The organism is Paraflavitalea sp. (genome assembly GCF_059502485.1).
On the sequence record NZ_JCACET010000011.1, the window covers coordinates 173,091 to 192,150 of the forward strand.

At 48.4% G+C, this 19,060-nt stretch carries 9 protein-coding genes; 3 read left to right on the forward strand and 6 right to left on the reverse strand.

The genetic code is table 11. From position 1 onward, the window contains the following. Nucleotide 1: 1 nt before the first annotated feature. The 3 genes from AC5JBY_RS28530 to AC5JBY_RS28540 all read left to right on the forward strand — a co-directional run bounded on the left by AC5JBY_RS28530 (nucleotide 2) and on the right by AC5JBY_RS28540 (nucleotide 5,283). The gene (locus AC5JBY_RS28530; RefSeq protein ID WP_495908094.1) at nucleotides 2–1,672 is read left to right on the forward strand and encodes a hypothetical protein; all 1,671 of its coding nucleotides are present in this window, start codon (nucleotides 2–4) and stop codon (nucleotides 1,670–1,672) included. A gap of 219 nt (nucleotides 1,673–1,891) precedes the next feature. Beyond that, nucleotides 1,892–3,898: a tetratricopeptide repeat-containing sensor histidine kinase gene (locus AC5JBY_RS28535; RefSeq protein WP_495908095.1), complete on the forward strand. Its 2,007-nt coding sequence runs from the start codon at nucleotides 1,892–1,894 to the stop codon at nucleotides 3,896–3,898. After that, nucleotides 3,895–5,283: a sigma-54-dependent transcriptional regulator gene (locus tag AC5JBY_RS28540; protein WP_495908096.1), complete on the forward strand. Its 1,389-nt coding sequence runs from the start codon at nucleotides 3,895–3,897 to the stop codon at nucleotides 5,281–5,283. The genes AC5JBY_RS28535 and AC5JBY_RS28540 overlap by 4 nt, the downstream gene beginning before the upstream one ends. On the opposite strand, the gene AC5JBY_RS28545 is transcribed toward AC5JBY_RS28540, so the two are convergent. The 6 genes from AC5JBY_RS28545 to AC5JBY_RS28570 form a co-directional block, all read right to left on the reverse strand. Further along, nucleotides 5,284–7,743 (reverse strand): PAS domain-containing protein, encoded by a 2,460-nt coding sequence (locus tag AC5JBY_RS28545; RefSeq protein WP_495908097.1) that lies wholly within the window; start codon nucleotides 7,741–7,743, stop codon nucleotides 5,284–5,286. A 15-nt stretch (nucleotides 7,744–7,758) separates the two neighbouring features. Then, nucleotides 7,759–8,139 (reverse strand): response regulator, encoded by a 381-nt coding sequence (locus tag AC5JBY_RS28550; RefSeq protein ID WP_495908098.1) that lies wholly within the window; start codon nucleotides 8,137–8,139, stop codon nucleotides 7,759–7,761. 245 nt (nucleotides 8,140–8,384) lie between these two features. Further along, the gene (locus AC5JBY_RS28555) at nucleotides 8,385–11,192 is read right to left on the reverse strand and encodes a polysaccharide lyase family 8 super-sandwich domain-containing protein (RefSeq protein ID WP_495908099.1); all 2,808 of its coding nucleotides are present in this window, start codon (nucleotides 11,190–11,192) and stop codon (nucleotides 8,385–8,387) included. A gap of 7 nt (nucleotides 11,193–11,199) precedes the next feature. Beyond that, nucleotides 11,200–14,973, reverse strand: coding sequence for a glycoside hydrolase family 88 protein (locus AC5JBY_RS28560; protein ID WP_495908100.1), 3,774 nt, complete (start codon nucleotides 14,971–14,973; stop codon nucleotides 11,200–11,202). Between the two features lie 7 nt (nucleotides 14,974–14,980). Then, entirely contained in the window at nucleotides 14,981–17,317 is a 2,337-nt protein-coding gene (locus AC5JBY_RS28565; RefSeq protein ID WP_495908101.1) for an alpha-L-rhamnosidase-related protein, read from the reverse strand. Between the two features lie 75 nt (nucleotides 17,318–17,392). Next, complete coding sequence (locus tag AC5JBY_RS28570) at nucleotides 17,393–19,057, reverse strand: RagB/SusD family nutrient uptake outer membrane protein (RefSeq protein WP_495908102.1); 1,665 nt, start codon at nucleotides 19,055–19,057, stop codon at nucleotides 17,393–17,395. Nucleotides 19,058–19,060 lie beyond the last annotated feature (3 nt).

Sequence of the window (19,060 nt, forward strand, 5' to 3'; positions counted from 1 at the left end):
TATGATGCTCTTATATAGGTTACTTTCTGTTTGCTCATTTATTTTATGCGCCACAGCTACGCAAGCCAGGCAATTACCTGAATTGAAACCTATTCTCGATGCGCAGGCGGGCAATGCTGTCATTGAAATACCTGCCGGTACTTATTTGCTCAACAATATGACTTATGGGGCTTACCAGTTTAATAACCTGAGCAATGTAACTGTCAAGGGGAATGGTGCTACCATTATTTGCAATTCGCAGGAGCTGGCCCTGCGGTTCTATAATTGTACGAACATCACTGTACAGGACCTTACGATCGATTACGATCCGCTTTGTTTTACGCAGGGTGTTATTGTGGCTAAAGACCCAAGCAATTTGTGGTATGAGGTAGAGATCGATTCAGGATATGCAGTGAAAAATGTAAGGCATAGCCGGGTACAGTTTTATGATGCGGCTACGCGGCAATTAAAGAGAAACAGTATTACCACCAGTGAAGGGTATTATTCCGCATTTGATTCAGTTGGTCCCCGCCGGTTCAGGCTGACCAAGAACAATGCCTGGGTGGCGTATGAGAAAGTGGGTGACCTGGTGGTGCTGGATGTTGTATCGACCAAGGCCAATCCTGCTGCGCATGCTTTTCAACTGGAGAAATGCCAGTATGCCACTGTGCGGGATGTGAACGTATACAGTTCCAACAGCTTTTCTTTTTTTGAAAGGGATTGTAAGGCCACGCATTACAACCGCTGTAAAGTAGGCAGAGGTCCCACAAAGCCGGGCATGCCGGCCCGCCTGCGTTCTTCCAATGCTGATGGCATTCACAGCAGTTATGCCAGCGTGGGGCCATTGGTGGAGAATTGTGAGGTGAAACATACCGGTGACGATTGTATCATCGTATGTGGCCGCTCCTTGCCGGTGTGCAGGATCGATACTGCCACCAAAAGTATTTATGTGTTGAGCAGAGAAGGTGCGCCGATCCTGTATGCGGGCGACACCTTGCAACAGGTATTGTATGCCGGGGTAAAGGGCGGCATGATGAAGATATTGTCGACCACCACATTCACGCCTACCTCAGTGGACACGCACGCCATCAACATCCGCTATCCCGAGCTCTTGTTTAAAACAAGTTATACGCGGGGCACCCGTATTTATGTGGACACCTTGCCAACGATGGACACCGGAGATGTTGTTTACAACTATACGCATACCGGCAGAGGTTTTGTCATCCGCAATAATAAAGTAGGCTATAACCGTTCGCGTGGCATTCTTATCAAGAGCAGTAATGGCCTTGTTCATAACAATGAAATTACCGGCACAGCTATGAATGGCCTGTTGGTGGCGCCCGAGATCCATTGGATGGGGGGAGGCTTTGCCGATAATGTGGAGATCTGTCACAACCTTTTCTTTGAATGTATGTTTGAGAAGACCAACCAGGGGATGCCGCCCGGTGTGCTTTCCGTATTTTATGTCAACGGGCTGGCCACAGTTCCTGCGGCGGGTGCATTCAGTAATATCAATATCCATGATAATACGATCCAAAAATCTCCGTACCCTGCGATAGTATATACATCTGTTAATGGCATACAAACTTTAAACAACGTGGTGCTCCCTTATCCATGTAGCAGCAGAGAACATGGAAAGCGGTTTGGCGTAACCTTTACTGCGCCGGTGTGGCAAAAGAACAATACACCCTGAAACGGTCAGCTATGAACGCTGATCATGGCAAGTATCTAATCGTCAATACATTGTATTACGCGGGGATGGTTGTTGTTTTTGATATTCCGTGTATTCACGAAATATCGTGAGCCTGTTTTGTGACTAATCACAAACTGATCTTTTAGTGCTTGTACCGTAGACAATTGTTTACTTTTAGCGGGCGATTCCTCCTCTATGGGAAGTGTCAGCAGCGCAACAATGAACCGACATGTATTTCTACTATTGATATCCTTACTGGCTTTCCGTGCTACCACTAATGCCAGACAAACATCCGTTTCCCCCTCTCCTGTTGCCAAAGAGCGGGCAGCTTTACCTGAGCGCCTGTCACAAACAAAAACGAATACGGATAGCGCTTTAAGGAGTGAGTTGCGTGCTCATGAAGAGGCGCTGCAATTATACGCCCGATTGAAAGATACAGCGAACCTCTCCCTAGTGCTGCAAGAACTTGCCCTCGTCAATATGTACTATTCCCGGTTCGATACAGCCTATGTGCAGTTGCTCAGGGTTTTAGAATTTCATATACGAACAGGTAATAAAAAGATAGCACCGATTGCCCAGGCCTTTGGCTGGCTTGAATTTGCCAGGGGCAATCTTACAGAAGCACTTAGATGGGCGATCAATACGGAAAAAAACGAACAGGAATTCAACCTCCACGACGACATCACCAATTCTATACTCCTGGGGCTTATCTATATAGAAGATGGGCAATACCAACTGGCGTTGTCTCATTTATCCGCCATCGGGGACAGTGCCGGAGACTATGATCACTTAGTGGCCCAGAAAATAGCAGAGATATACCTCCGGGACAGGCAACCTGAAAAGGCGCTGTCTTATCTGCAGGACTTTGAAGCGAGGCATCCTGCGAAGCGTTCTCAGGAGCAGGAAGCTATGGCGGCCATCAAAGGCGATATTTATGTTGCACTTAACAAACCGTTGGTGGCCGAACAACATTATAAGGAAATGATCGTGCAGGATAAGAACGCTCAACCATTCAAATTGAGGAAACCATTTCCAATATTGTTCAGTACAACAGGGACCGCTGCTTATATTAAAATAGCACGCTTCTATGTAAACCAGGGACGCTATACAGAAGCAGCGCCTTATGTGGCTGCCGTTACCAGGGACCATTCGTTTTCCGGCAGTCAGTTGTTTATAGCCAACAACCGGCGCGATATACGGTGGCTGCAATATAAGCTGGACTCCGTGGCAGGTAATTATAAGGCGGCATTCGAGCATCATATCCAATACACGCGTCTTAATGATTCTATCTCCAATGTTACTATTACCCGTCACTTTCACCAGCTGCAGATCAAAAATGATATCGACAAGAAGGACTCCGCAATTAATCAGCAGGACAGACTCATAAAAACAATGGACGAAACAAATCGTCTGCGGCAACACAACCTGGAACAGGCCAACTTACTACGCAATATCAGTATTGGCGCTACCATTATATTCCTCGTGCTTGCGGTATTATTCTACAGACAGTATCGTCAGAAGCGGCATGCCAATCAGCTGGTGACTACACAGAATGATCAGCTGCAACACCTGCTGAAGGAGAAAGAATGGCTGCTGAAGGAGGTGCACCACCGCGTCAAGAACAACCTGCATACCATCATCAGCCTGCTGGAATCGCAGGCTATATTCCTGGAGAACGATGCACTGAAAGCTATCGAGAGCAGTCAGCACCGGATCTATGCTATGTCGCTGATACACCAGAAGCTGTACCAGGTAGACAATGTCAAGAATATCGAGATGGGGCAATACCTGCCTGAATTTATCCAATATCTTAAGCAAAGTTTCGGAACTTCGAATAAGATACTGTTCTGTACGGAGATCGAGCCCTTGTCATTGGATGTGTCGGTTGCGATCCCCATTGCGCTTATTCTCAATGAAGCGGTTACCAACTCCATCAAATATGCATTTCCAGGTGACCGTAAAGGAACGATACTGGTGGCCATGTACCGTTCCGGAGAAGAGATCGTGCTGGAGGTGGCCGATGATGGCATCGGTATCGATAAAGATATTATCAACAATACGCTTAACTCGCTGGGTGTGGAACTGATGAAGGGATTGAGTGAAGACATCAACGGCCGGATCGAGTTTGCCAACGAAGGCGGCACAAAGATCACTGTTCGGTTTTCAGCCGATTCACCCTTCTATCCTACCTTGCACTTAAATAAAGAAAAGGAGAACCTTTCATGAACATCAGGATACTGATCGTGGAAGATCAGTTTATAGAAGCCAATAATTTAAAGCATACGCTATTGGGCGCTGGGTACGAGGTGTGCTCCATTGCCCGGTCTGTGCCTATAGCGCTTACCATTATTGAAAAGGAAAAGCCGGACCTGGTGCTGCTCGACATCTTTTTGCAGGGACCGCTTACCGGTATCGACCTCGCCAGAACGCTGGAGAAACAGCATCTGCCTTTTGTTTATCTATCGGCCAACTCCAATAAAGATGTGCTCGATGCTGCTAAAAGTACCAAGCCCTATGGCTTCCTGGTGAAGCCCTTTCGCAAAAGTGATGTGCTGGTGATGCTCGATGTGGCGTGGTATCTGCACCAGGAAAAGCAGGTGAGCCGTAAAGACCATAAGCCGGCATCAGGTGCGCAGGCCGATGCTGCGGTGGGTGGCATCATCGGCAGCGGCCCTGCGCATGAGGAATTATTGAAGAACATCCGCCTGGTGGCGCCTACCAATACCTCGGTTCTCATCATCGGTGAAAACGGAACCGGCAAGGAACGGGTGGCGCAAGCCATTCACCAGTCTTCTCCGCGCAGTGCACAGCCTTTTGTAGTCGTGAATTGCGGTGCTTTGCCTGCCAACCTAATAGAGTCTGAATTGTTCGGTCATGAGAAGGGGGCTTTCACGGGTGCGCTTCAAAAGCGTGTGGGCAAGTTTGAACAGGCCGATGGCGGCACCATCTTCCTCGATGAAATTGGAGAATTGCCACCCGATGCGCAGGTAAAGTTCCTGCGTGTGTTGCAGGAAAGGGAAATCGAAAGTATTGGCGGCCAGGCGAAGAAAGTGAATGTGCGCATTATTGCTGCCACCAACCGCGACCTGGAACAGGAAGTAGCTGCCAGCCGTTTCCGGGTAGATCTTTATTACCGGCTGAATGTGTTTCCTTTGAACCTCCTGCCTTTGCGTGAGCGCACGGAGGATGTATTACCACTTGCTCAGCATTTTTTGAAGATCCATGCGCAGGCAAACGGTAAGGCCATCAGTGGCTTTTCCAAAGAAGCTATCAATACACTACAACATTATAACTGGCCGGGCAATGTGCGCGAATTGCAGAACATCATAGAGCGTACTGTATTGCTGACGGAAGGTACGGAGGTCGATCACCTGCCCATGAAAGCGGTGACACGTGCAGCTGACAGTGTTACAAACACCGATGCCAGGAAGGTGAAGACCATGGAAGAAAATGAAAGGGACCATATCATTGCCGTGCTGGAAAAATGTAACTGGAAGATATCGGGGAAAGGAGGCGCTGCAGAGTTGCTCGATATCAATGCCAATACCCTATTCTCACGGATCAAGAAGCTGGGCATTGAAAAGCTGATCAGCGCGCGTAAAGGCGAATGATCAGATTGAATGCGCGGCGGGCAATATAATATGAAACACGGTCCCCTTGCCTTCCGAGGAAATGGCATAAATAGCTCCATGATGGTTCTGCGCAATCTTTCTGCACATGGCAAGGCCAATTCCTGTGCCCTGGTATTCCTTTTTGCCATGTAGCCGTTGAAAGATATTAAATATTTGATCGGATTTTTCCTGATTAAAGCCAATACCGTTATCAGCAACTTTAAGATGATGGTAGGTCCCTTTCCGGAGATGTAACAACTGCGTATTCGCTTCGTCTGCCGGCTCTGCAGTAATGGTGATAACCGGATCTGTACCTGGTTTAATAAATTTCAATGCATTTGAGATCAGGTTGCTAAAAAGCTGGGACATCTGCAAAGGTATAGCCTCAATAACGGGCAGATGATCATATTGGATCGTGGCATTTGTTTGCTGGATCAATAACTCGAAGTCATTGGAGATATCTGCCACGATCTTATTCAGGTCAACCTGTTCCATGATTATTGTATCACGCGACAGCTGTGAATAAGCAAGTACATCTCTTATCAGCGTAAGCATTCTTGCCGATGAATTTTTTATCTTATCAAAATAGCCACGGCTGCGGTCGTCAACATCATGCAGGTGATTTTCCAGCATCTGTGTGAAAATGCTGACCTTTCTTAAAGGCTCCTGCAGATCATGAGATGCGATGTAGGCAAACTGGGCCAATTCTTCATTCGATCTTTTGAGGTTGGCATTTGCTTCGGCCAATTCCTTGGTTCTGGAGGCAACAATATCTTCAATCTTTTGCCTTGCCATTACCTGTTCTGTCACATTGATGGTGATCGCCAATATCCCCAGTATTTTTCCCTCAGCATCCTTGTAGGGTTCATACACAAAGTTCTGGTAAGTGGTTTCCAGCTTTCCTTTTCTTATCAGTTCCACCGGGCGTTCATTGGCATGAAATGATTCGCCTGTTTCATACACCCGTTTCATCAGGGCTTCCAGCCCTTGCTCTCTTGCGTCGGGAAGCGCGTCGAATACAGGTTTATTCATCACTGTTTCAACGGGCTTGCCCCACAATTCGATCATCAGGTCATTCACAATCTCAACGATATGATCAGGCCCGGTAAGAATACACATGGCTACGGGAGCCTGCAGGATCATATTTTTAAAATTCTGCTCGCTTTGTTCCACTTGCTGCTTGGCAACTACAATATCGGTTACTTCCGCGGCTGTATTCATCACACCATATATCTTTCCGTCACTATCATAGATCGGGGTAAAGCTGTAGTTGAAATAAAAAGGCTGTAATTTTCCTCCAACTACCAGATCCACCCGCTGATTTCTTGCATGGAAGGGAATGCCTTTGGTATATACATCGTCCAACTGCGGGTAAATATTTTGGTCGGCTAATTCAGGCAGCACTTCATGATATGTTTTTCCAACCACCTCATAACCTTTTCCCCACACATCCATGATTGTTTTATTAACCAGGCTGATCCGCATTTCCCTACCGGTATATACGCCGATGGGGAACGGTGCGTTTTCTACCACAGACCTTAATAAATGTTCAGTTTCTTCTGCTTTTTTATGCAAAATAAGCCGGTCCGAAACATCATGGCATAATACCATCACGCCTGTGATCCTTCCATCGCTTTCACGATAGGGCTGATAAACAAGATTGAGAAGCCCTTCAATCTTTTTGCCCAGCGTGTACACTGCGTACGGCGCATCGTAGAGATACATTGGTTCGCCTGTTGTGCGAACATTGTCCAGGATTCCCCGATAATCATCTGCTGTTTCGGGAATAACGTCGAACAAAGGCTTTCCCAGGAGTTCTCCTATTGTCCGGTCGATCAGTTTTCCATAGGCATCATTTACTACCTCTACTACAAAATTTTCACCCTTCAATATCACAATACCTACAGAGGCTTCCCTGACCAGGTTCTGAAACCGTTGTTCTGATTGGGAAAGCGTCTTCAACATGGAAATTTTGGGTGTTGTTTCTGTACACGTCACAAAGCATCCATCTATGTTACCTTCATCGCCGTAAACAGGGCTATAGCTAAAAGTCCAGTAGATATCTTCTATACGGCCGTTGCGGAAAAAAGGCACTAACTGATCTTCGTACCAAACAGCCTCACCGGTGGTCATTACTTTATGAATCAACGGCCCGGCAAATTCCCAGATATCGGCCCAAACCTCTTTTCCACGTTTGCCGATGGCGGGATGCTTGCCCTCATTACCCAGGCTTGGACGAAAAGCGTCGTTATAAAAACATATAAGCTCTTCCTTACCCCAAAAGAGGAACATGGGGAAGGCAGAATGAAGCACAATACTGACAGTAATTTGTAAACTCCTGGGCCATTGATGCGGCATCCCAAGGCTGGTAGAAGCCCAGTCATACGACCGAACTAATTCGCCCATTTCTCCGGCATTTTCCAAAAAACGCAGATCGTCCTTTTCTTGTCGTAACTCCATATCTATCAGATGAGCTTAATTCAATACTTTTTTTAAAATCAGCACGAGGTCTTCGAACTTATCAGGCTTGGTAAAAAAGTCTTTGGCGCCCAGTTCCCTGGTCAGTTCGATAGTTACTTTATGAGCAGAAGTAGACAGGATGATTACCGGAATATGTTTGAGCTTATCATGCTTCTTTACTTCTATGAGAAACTCCTGGCCATTCATTTCCGGCATATTGAGGTCCAGGAAAATAATATCGGGATGCTCTGTGGCCGTCAGCAGGTCCTGCAACGCCTCTCTGGCATTGTCGATAAACAATAATTCTATATCCGTTGTAGCTTCCGACAGCGCAGTGGCAAAGATCTCATGGTCGTCTTCGTCATCATCGATATGTAGTACCTTGGTTACAGCCATAGTTTTGGTAGAGTAATTTTAAAGCCGGGCTATAAAAATACGGGCTAATGATCATAGGCAGCATCCCTTACAAGATTTTGTAGAAAACTTTCCTCAATCCAGGGTCGTGTATGTCAGTCAATGACTTTCCATAATAAAAACGCCCCATTGGAAAATGGGGCGTTTGCTGATTGCTTGCCAGGCTATACGAGGTTAAACTGATTGCTATATTCTTACTCGTACTCCAAAGCAAGTTCTTAATGGGGCTACTGCTTGATAAACTGCCGGGTGGTCAGTTTGCCATTATCATTGATCCTTACGGAATACGCAGCACCTCCACGTAATCCACTCAGGTCGATGGTATTGCCCCTCGCTGTTTTATGTTTAACACCGGATTGATCATATATTTCCACCACTGCATTGCCAGAAACGCCTTTGATCTTTAACACAGAAGTAGCTGGATTGGGATACACCTCTACCCTTTCGCCTGTGGTTTCATCTTTTGATGTGGTAGCAGATTGCGTAATGCCGGGCGCCTGCATCGACCCTCCTGCGATGGTGCAGAACTTCGTCAATGTGCTACCCTTCATGTCACCTGTAGGCATGGTGAAGGTGATAGCGCTTTCGCCATTGCTGTATACGATACCGCTGCCGGTAAGCTCTTTATTGAGCGTGATAACGATAGACGATTCAGTATATACCGGATCAGCTACGGAAACTCGGTAATTCGTATCATACTTGCGCACGATCACTACAGCCTTTTTATTAGACTTCACGATCAGTCCATCACCCATATCTACCTGCCCTGGGGCATAAAACACGATGGCGTACTTAGTATAGGTCTGATCCCTGCGGATGGCCTGTACATTGGCATCGTTGGCTATTCTCACGAAATTATGGTTGGCAGCGAGGGTAGTCATGTCGCTGGCCTGTTTATCGGGTGCTACTATGTAGAAGTATGTCCTGTTCGTTGGTGTCGGACTGTGCCTTACATACAGGTTGAACATGAGGTTACTCTGCACAGCGGTAGTGCCACTATTGTGGAGGCTTCTCCAGGTGCCTGTTTGTGTTTTATTGGTGAGGGACATATATCCTCCATAGGGAAACAGATAGCCTACGTTGTTGTGGTGTACCCAATTGAGCGTATTAGAGCTCATGGAATCGACTGATAAAGTTGTCGAAGGGCTGTTGTAGATAATGGTGCCAACCGACTTTGTTTGGTTGACTGTCGTCACTACTTCGTTGGTTTTACTGGCGGTAATGCCATTGCCCATGCACACCATCATACTGTCCATGAAGAAGTAGGCTTTCTTTGCTGTGAGGCTTTTGTAATTGTGCTCATAGGCAATGATGCCATCATCATTGTGGGCAACACCGCCTCCAAAGGTATTGGTGCCGGTGAGGTAGCCATTCGTAAAACCGGCTCTTACTGCTGCCGAATCCTCATTCATTTCAGACGTGGTGCCGGGTATGCGTCCCCAATGCCAGGTAGGGAATATATCGAAGTATTCTGTTCCCGTGGTCATGATATTGGTGGCGCCGAGCGGCAGATTGTATCCTTTCAGGTTTTCATTGTTCAATTGTTCCGTGCCTTCTGTGCGTGTGGAGATCACTTTTGCCGACAGGTAGTAGTTTTCTCCGTGGCTCGTAAGGATGGCAGACTTCCAGAAGTATTTTGCTCCGAGCACACCTGACGGACCGCCGCTGAGGTGGGCTTTCCATTTGTCGTAGGCTACTGCATTGGCGGGATCGTTTAGCTTTTGTGTATCCAGCGTCTCTGCGCCGGCTGTAACCAGACCACCCGGTCCTGAAACGCCTCTTCCAATAGAACCAAAGTCCACGCTGCCGCGATAGCCGATCACTTGCAATCCCCCCAGCATCAGGTTGATGAGGTTGTTTTTGTAGGTCGTCGTAAAGGACGATTCGAACGAGGTGCCGCTGGCCATGCGCCAATAGACCACTTCATCTCCGATCAGCGATCTGCCGTACCCTCCGGTATACAGTTGGTCGTGGTGCTGATGCAGGCTGTTGTCGATCATAATGCCTTCGTCGTCATCTGCTGCTGTAACTGTCAATCCTTTCACTACGTTGAGGTAGCCTTTGTTGGCTACATCGTAGCGATTGGAGAGAAGGCCTTTGCGGATCACGTTGATCGATACCCAGGCGCGGTTGGCACCTTTGTGTGCTACATTGGCAGTATAGTCTCCGATCAGGTGGATATAGGCCGCAATAGAATCCTGCGGTATGACACCCTTCATCAGTACCAGGCATGTCAGCAGGTTGTTGGGTACCCGTACCTGTGTATCGTGCCAGTTGCCTGACGTATAATGAACACCCAACAGGTGACGCATACCGAGCATCACTTTACGGGGAATGGAAGTGTCCTGGTAAGCCGCGTTGGAAGTAGTGCTATAAGCAGCCGCGATCCTGTTCAGGTATAAAGCATGTCTCGTCCAACCCGTACCGGAATAGCTGATGTTGGAGAACTGACCGTTCGGTTGCATCGCATTGATGTAGGCGGACAGGTCACCAGTTTCATTATTGGAGTAATGGGCTTTCAACCTGTTCAGCACGGTGGTGATCTCCGTTGTCTGTGTAGGCGTATTAGGCACAGGCGTCCATACTTTTAAATCGGCAATACGGTAACCAGCGCTATTGGCTCTTCCACGGCCATTGAATTTTACATAACGGGCATAGCCAGCCATGCCTGTGAAAGTTACTACGGATGAAGTGTTGGAGGTAGTAACGGCGTTGATCCAGCTGTTGGCATCATTGGAGAATTGCACATCGAGTGTGGTGGCATAACGGCCATCAGCAAAGGTGATCTCTACTTTGTCAATGGGCTGAATGGAGCCAAGGTCCATATACAACCATTGGTTGAAATTATTATTGGAAGATGACCAGAAGGTGGTGGTGGAACCATCGACGGCATTCGATCCGGGATAGGAGCCACTTTCTGTGGTAGAAACGGTGACTGGTTGATTGGTGGAGATAAGTGTTTGTGCATGGGTGGCTAACGACATAGCGGTAGCAGCTCCAAGCAGTAAAGCTTGCAGGAATAAAGGTTTTTTCATAAATGGCTTATTTAGCGAGATGATATAATTCGCATCCCGCCAGCAATAGAGCGCCTACGCCATATACGTTGGTGCTTTCATAACTGGTGGTGATGGGACCTGAGCCGATATTCTGCACAAATCCCAGCTTTCCCTCCGGATGGACAGCCGTTACGAGTGCGTGCCAGGCCTTTTCTACTACAGGTTTGTATTTTTTTGCAGGTAGTAGTCCTTTGTTGATGCCCCATGCCAGCGCGTAGCAATAGAAAGCTGTTCCGCTGGTCTCTTTGGTGGCGAAGGTGACCGGGTCGAGCAGGGATGCATGCCAGCTGCCATCTGGTTGCTGGAGTGCGGCCACTCTTTCGGCCATCTCTTTGAATTGTTTTTCGTAGCGGTTACGGTTGTTGAATGTAGCGGGCATATGATCCATCATTCTTGCCAGCCCTGCTATTACCCATCCATTGCCTCTTGACCAGAATATCTTTTGGCCATTCTTTTCACGCTGGGTGAAGAAGCGGCTATCACGGTAATAGAGGAGCTCTGTCGTGTCGTATAAAAAGGCGGATGTCTTCCACCATAAAGAATCGGCTTTGGCGAGGTAGCGCGGATCGCCGGTAGCGGTACTCAGCATGGCAAGCCCCGGAGGGCCCATAAACAAGGCATCGCACCAGGCCCATTCGCGGTGGTTGAGGTTGGGCGCCACGGTGAGCGGTTCATCAAAACGCCTGTTCACGATAGTGTCTGCCAATACCTTCCACTTCGCGATCATCTTTGGTTCGCGGTGTTCCATATATAGGCCCGTGTACATCTGGGCGATGCAATAGTCATCGGCGAACAAGCGCACTTTGCCTGTGTTCCAGTCATATTCTTCGCCTATGTTGTAAAGGAAGCGGTCATATTCCGGTGCATTGTTGATCTTCTTCAGTTCAATGATGCCGGTATATAGTGCGCCATTCTCCCACTCTGTTTTAGGTCGTTTTATGATGCGGCCTTCTTTCCATTCATCGATCTGCCATTGGGCTGCTTTGTTCATGACAGCTAATATGGAAGCTGGTTGTATGGCAGCCGATAACTGACCTTTTGTTGCTGTTTTACGGTTCGCGACGTGCCCCTGAAACTGCCTGCGGGCATTGAAGGCTTCTGTTACCAGGTTGAACGAGTCGCGCTGGCTTGCCTGATCAACATCGATGTGTATCGTCTTCGATTCTCCGGGCAACAGGTTGAAAAAGTTGTCCGAGTAAAATACAGGAGCTATGCTGCGACCTGCAAAGTCCTGTAGTTTCAACTCGGTAAAGAAAGAAATAACAGGAGAAGGATTGGACACTGTCAGCGTCAAACGGTCTTTGCTTCTTTGTATGGGGCTTACTTTCAGTTCTATTTTCTCCAAGCTATTGATGGCCTGGAAACCTGCTGTTGCCGGACCGGTCAACGTCCAGGCACCTTTGTAGGCATCTGTCGAGCGCCAGTAAAATGGATCATCTATGAGCTTGCCTTTGTCGTCGAGCAAGCGCAGCTTGATGAAATGTACGGGTGTGATGTCTGCCGGGAATGCTATTTGGATAGCATCTTTCACGACACCGTCAGCCGGGATATCGATGGTTGTTTCTTTCGTGTATACTCTGGTAGAACGCAGATCATATACTTCTGCAATGAGTCTATAGTTATTGAAGCCCTTGCGGTAATCATTGTAAACGGAAACTGTATTCTTCACGTAATCAAATTGCACATGTAAGGGACGCAGGCCGCTTTGTGAATAATACAGTGCGGCGGTGGGCTCCAGGTACCAGTCGTACATACGGGAGGCTGTTTGTGGCAGCGGGCTATTGTGGTACCAGAACAGGAAGCCGGAAGCCCAGCGATCTCCGAAGCCAAACTTGTTGTAGTTCCATACTTCCCAGATGGCGCGGTAGTTCATGGCGCCTACGAACTGGGCTTTGCGGGCAAACTCGTCGATAGATGCCGAGGGACCAAACTGGTCGATGGCATCTTTGTATTTCGTAGTTACCTGGTGAAAGCCGCCGCCGTCGAGATAATCCCATACAGCTTTGTTGATGGGCCACAGATCAGCTTCGGGCATCAGCCTGCGAAGCGATGATATAGTGGGCAGGCAGAGTGTTCCGTACTCGGGGTTGAAACCATCTACCCTGCTACCGCGTTTCGATGCTGTATTCTCAAAGTACTGCATCGGGTTTTCATATTTGTAGGGGCTGCCATCGTGAACGCCACAGCATTCCGATTGCATCTGGTAACCACGGCTGGGATCGAGTGTTTTGATCAGCGCGGCCGCTTCCGGTATTTCAGTGGATTCATTGGAGGAAACGTGATACGCCAATGCCGCATGGTTGCGGATGCGTTTCACGGTGCTGCGGATATTGTCAAGATAAAGCGCCGTGTCTGCCGGGAATCTTGTGTCGCCAGTGATCCAGTATTCATTCCATACCAGTATGCCCATTTCATCACACAGCTGGTAGAAGTAGTCAGACTCTGCTATTCCCCCACCCCATAGGCGGATGAGGTTAAGGCCGGCCTGCCGGGTGTAGCGCAGTTCTGCTTTTGTTCTTGCTGCTGAGTTGCGTAGCATGGCTTCTGGTATCCAGTTCGTGCCCCGGATAAATACGGGAACGCCATTGACGAGGAACCTTCGTGATTTATCCGGTGTTTGCTGATCGGAGGTTATTTGCCTGATACCGAATCGAACGGTTTGTACATCGGTGGTGATGGCGCCTGCCTTAAAGCGCAGTTCCAGTGTATAGAGATGAGGGTTTCCTTTATTGACGGGCCACCAGAGTTTCGGTTGATTAATGATCAACTGTTTGTATTCCTCCGGGCGAAACTCCACTATCTGCCGTTCGCGCGGTTTCAGTGTAAGTGCTTTTTCGAATTTGGCGCCAGTCTCTTTGATCAACCCGCTTACTATTCCTTGTTGGGGTTTATCGGTTGCATTCACTACTTCTACTGAGACTGTTTGTTTGGCAGTGCTTGTATCAGGTAACGGGAGTTGTGACCAGGTGAAAGGATGTTCGAGTGTTACATCACCTGTCGTGTATATCTCCACGTCTCTCCATATACCGGTGTTGCGATCGCGGATGCCATCAGGAGCGGTGAAGTCCCAGCCTACCGACATGAGCATGGTTACATTCTGGCCGATCTCTCCGTTGCCGCCGTTGCTATTTTCGCCAACAGCACCGCTTTGCCGGAATAGTTTAGGACCGGTAGAAGTGCCCGGCACATCGACTGGCTTTACGCTGATGGCAAGGACGTTCTTGCCATCTTTACGTGCGGCCGCTGTGATGTCGAAGGACTTTGTATTGAACATGCCGTTCAGGTCACCCAGCTTTTTACTATTGAGCCACACTTCTGCGCGGTAATTGATGCCGTGTAGTTTTAACCAGATACGTTTTCCGTTGTAGGTAGTGGGTATGTCGAAGGAGGTGCGGTACCAGTAGTGGTAAAAGTCATTGCCTGCTTCGTTGATATCCGGTATCAGTTTGCGGCTGCGCCGGTTGTTGTCACCAACATAAGGATCGGGATAAACGCCATTGGCAACGAGGCTGGTGAGTACCGTTCCCGGTACAATTGCTTTTTGCCAGTTGCCTGTTGGTAGTGTGGTTGCAGATGCAAATGCTCCATCTCCTTTCAATTCGCTTACACGCACCATTTGCCAGTTGTGCCGGCCCTGGTGGCCGGCTTCGGAGGTAAGGAAGAATGATTGTACGGATGAATGCGCCGACAAGCTGCTTTCGTGCTGGCCGAAGGATACAATATAACATATGCTAAAGAACAAGGTGGTCAGTTGGCGCATAGATGTTTCAGATGGGTACTTTAATGGTTTGTGTGCCGCTATGTAATGGTTTGCTTACTCCTTTCCAGATGAATTTACCAGTGAGTCCTGCAGGCAAGGTGATGACTGCTTCCCATGTTTTATCCTGCTTTTGATATTCTACTTTAATATCTCCGTTGGGATGTGGTATACTGCAGCGAGCCTGTTGCAGGTCTCCGAGATTGGGTTCGATCGTCACTGATTTGAAGCCAGGCTTATCACTGTCTACGCCACAAACGGTGGCCAGAAAATCATAGCAGGGACTGGAGCTCCAGGCATGGCAATCGGAACGGACATTCGGCGCCAGGGTTTCCGGGAAAGTGCTCAGGCCAAGGGCTATCACATCTTTCCAGGGTTGCAGGGTAGAAAGATAGCGATTGCCTAAGCCAGATTTTTTGAGTGCCTTGGTGAGGTAGAAACGGTAATACGGCGATGTTTGGATCAGGCTGGTATCGTCCAGTATGCGTTTCATGAGTGCAGCGTGCTTTGTCATATCAAGGCAATCGGTCAGGATGGCCCAGATGTTGGCGTGCTGACTGAAGGATTTTTTCTCCGGTGAATCAGCCAGTAATGATTTCGTAGCATCATAGCAACGACTATAGACTGCTTTACGCATCTTGTTGGCGAGTGTTTTGTAATAAGTTGCTTTCTCCTGTTGGCCGAATTGCTGATAGAGATCTGCTGCCTGCTCAAGTGTGTATACATAGTGCAGGGATAAAATAGATGAATTTCCATCGAGCCCACCGGGTGGAATGCCTTTGTAGGTAAAGGACCAGTCGACGAAATTCCAGAAGCCGAGTGTTCCTAATAAACCTGTCTGCTGATCTATACGGAATTCAAACCATTTGAGGATGGCTTCCATCGGCACGAGGTACTTTTTTACAAAGGCAGGATCATCTCTGTACATCGTATAGTCGTGCAGCATAGAGATCCAGAACAAAGAGAAGGGCGGAATAAACTTGCCGCCTCTTGCCGGGTAGGCATCCATCGTGAGGCCATCCGGCATTTGTGATTGGTGAAACTGTTCGATGGCGTTGCGCACCAGGCGATCGTCTCCTGAAACATACAAGGAGATCAACGCCTGAATGCGCGTATCGCCAACGTATTGTAGTTGTTCATAGTAAGGGCAATCCATGTAGGTTTCATTGGCGCACAGGCGGGCGGTGCGCCAGCCGACTGTCCAAATGTCTTCAAGGCTCTTGTCGCTGGAAGTAAAGAGGGCTTTTTGTTCAAAGGGATAGGCTGTAAAGATGGATTGCATCTTGTCGAGCACAAGGGGCGCCTCTCCCGTATTAATATCCAACTGGATAAACCGGTAGGTGCGCATCCATAAAGGCCTGAAGAGGTGTTGTTGTCCTCCATCGGGCCGGAATATATCATAATAGCCCAGTATTCTTTTGCCGGCAATCTCATTCCTATTGTCCTTCAGGTTCTTTTGATCGAAGAGGCTTTCAGCGTAAGTGATCTTTACCGTGCTTTTGTTGCCGCCGCTAAAGGTGATCTCGGGATAACCGGTGGTCAAGACTTTTCGGTCGATCAGTATGGTGGCTGATGTATTAGCAGGAATTTTGATAGTTCCATTGCTGGTAAACTCTTTTAATAGTACGGCTGAGTCTATTCCATACACCCGCACGATGTTCGTTATTGACTCGGGCGTTTCTTCCATGAAGGGCACTGAGCGTGCCTTCAGCATGCGCTTGTCGGTATAGTACCTCGCTTTTGTTTCTATCTCCGGCTTTTGCCATAACTTGTCATCATAGCCGATCTGTTGCCATGCAAAGGGGTATTTATCGAAGTTTACGCTGTCGGTGCTGCCGACAATGTAGGAAGCGAGGCGTGATGTCGGAAATGGTACCGGTGCATAGGCTTCATTCCTGATCACCCGCCAGGATGTATCTGTATTGACCAGGCTTTCGGCTTCGCCGTTGCCCTGCAACACAAAGGCCGTTTGAGCAGTAACCTGCGCCACGGGAGCACCACCTCCTATATTCCAAACTTGTGCTGCCAGTACGTTTTTACCGGTTTGCAGAAAGGGGGTAATGTCGAGGCTTTCATAATTCCAGTTCAGCAGGTCGCCTCTGGCGGGTCCAAAGCAAACCGGCTTTCCATTGACAAATAGTCTGTAACGCTGATCGGCTGTTACGTGTATCATAAAAGCTTTCGGTACGGCTTTCAGTTCAAAGCTTTTCCGGAAGTGGTATACACCATAGGCTTTCACATCCATATCGGGGCATCTTATCCATTCGGCCTTCAGGGGCAGGATTGGATTACCGGGGACAGGCGCTTGCGCCTGCCCTCCAGTGGTTCCAATTAATAAGATGCTCAACGTAATTCCTATTCGAAATAAAAAGCAATTATGGCTCATCAACATGCTGCAATGATAAGATGAGTTGAGAATATTTTAATACCCGTCGTTTTGCGGAAACTTCTCCTTGCCACCAAGTGTACGGTCGATCTGCGTTTGCGGAATAGGCCGTAATACGTGATAAGGCTTGATCAACAACTTAGCTACCGGGTTATATTTATCTACACGTTCGAGTAATTTGCCGGTACGCACAAGGTCTGTCCAACGCATGAATTCACCGGAGAGCTCACGTGCGCGTTCATCGAGGATGAAGTCGATATTGAGATCTGATGCTTTCACTTCCATCGCCAGCTTGTTGGCTTCTGTTTCTGCCGGTGTGGCGCCGGGCCTTGCTGAACGTCTTCTCAAAGTATTGATGTAAGTAACGGCCTCCGCTGCTTTGTTGCTCATCAACAATGCCTCAGCAGCGATGAGGTAGGTTTCTCCCAGGCGATAGATCGGGAAGTCTTTTACACCGATGCTGTTGTTGACAGCTGCACGTAATGAATCCTGGAACTTCTGGTTCATGGGCCAGATGCCGGGACCGTATTGGCTGGGAGTAATGATCGTGTAAACGCGTGCATTGCGCTCTTCTGTCGTGATCTCTCTGTCGAGTACTACCAATGCCGTGTCTTTCAGCTTCAGGTTTACCGATTTGCCGTTGATCGTATAGGTTCCGGGCTTGTTGCAAAGCCAGGTGTTCTTGAATGTTTTTTCCCAACGGGTATCGAGTGTCTTGTCATACAGGTTGATCATGTAGGTAGTTGGGCGGAAGTGCGCGAACGGGCGGCCATTGGCCAAGTCGCGTGTCATGCCGGCATAACCTTCGTAGCCTGTGCAGAAACCAAAGCAGGTAACGTTGGCGCCACCACCGGGATTACCAAGGTTGCCGGGGCTGGATTGAATGTTGGCGCTGAATTGGCAGGCCAGCATCGTTTCTGCATTGGGTTTGCTGGGTTGGGCATACAGCTCGGAGAAATCATCGAGTAGTTTATATCCGCCTGTCTGTATTACATCTTTGGCCAGTGTTGCGGCGTTGTCATAATCGGTAGGTTGTTTTGCGGCGCCTCCAGCCCTTGTGAGGTACACTTTGGCCAGCATATGCTTGGCGGCCGGGATCGTGATGCGACCGTAATCGCCTGTTGTTGCCGGAAGATTGGCAATGGCGAAGGTGAGGTCGTCAACAATCACTTTGTATACGTCTGCAATTGGTGAGCGGGTAGCTACATTCGATGCATCGCTGGTTGGCTTCAGGGTGATGTGAAGCGGACCGAATTGCTGTACCAGGATGAAGTAATACTGGGCGCGCAGGAATCGTGTTTCCGCTACCCGCATGTTCTTCAGCTTTTCATCCATACCTGTGATGGCTGGCGCTGCTTCTATTACAGCGTTGCAGGTATTGATGCCGCCATACATGCTGTTCCAGATACCGGTGGTAATGCCACTGGCCGGGTTCAGGTTGGCGGTGTAGTTGGCAAAGGTGACGTCGGCGTTGCCGTTCTGGTATTCATCGGTACCGTACACTGTCATCCATCCACCGCTTTGTGTGCCATAGAATGAGCGAAGGTAGCTGTAAGAGGCCTTTACGCCATCTTCCAGGCCTGCAGGTGTATTGAGATAAAGGTTTGATATCTGTGAGCGCACATCTTCGTCGAGGAGCTTATTGCAACCTGAGTTGATAACGAGGGCGCCGGCTATTGCTATCGTGAATATTTTTCGCATGGT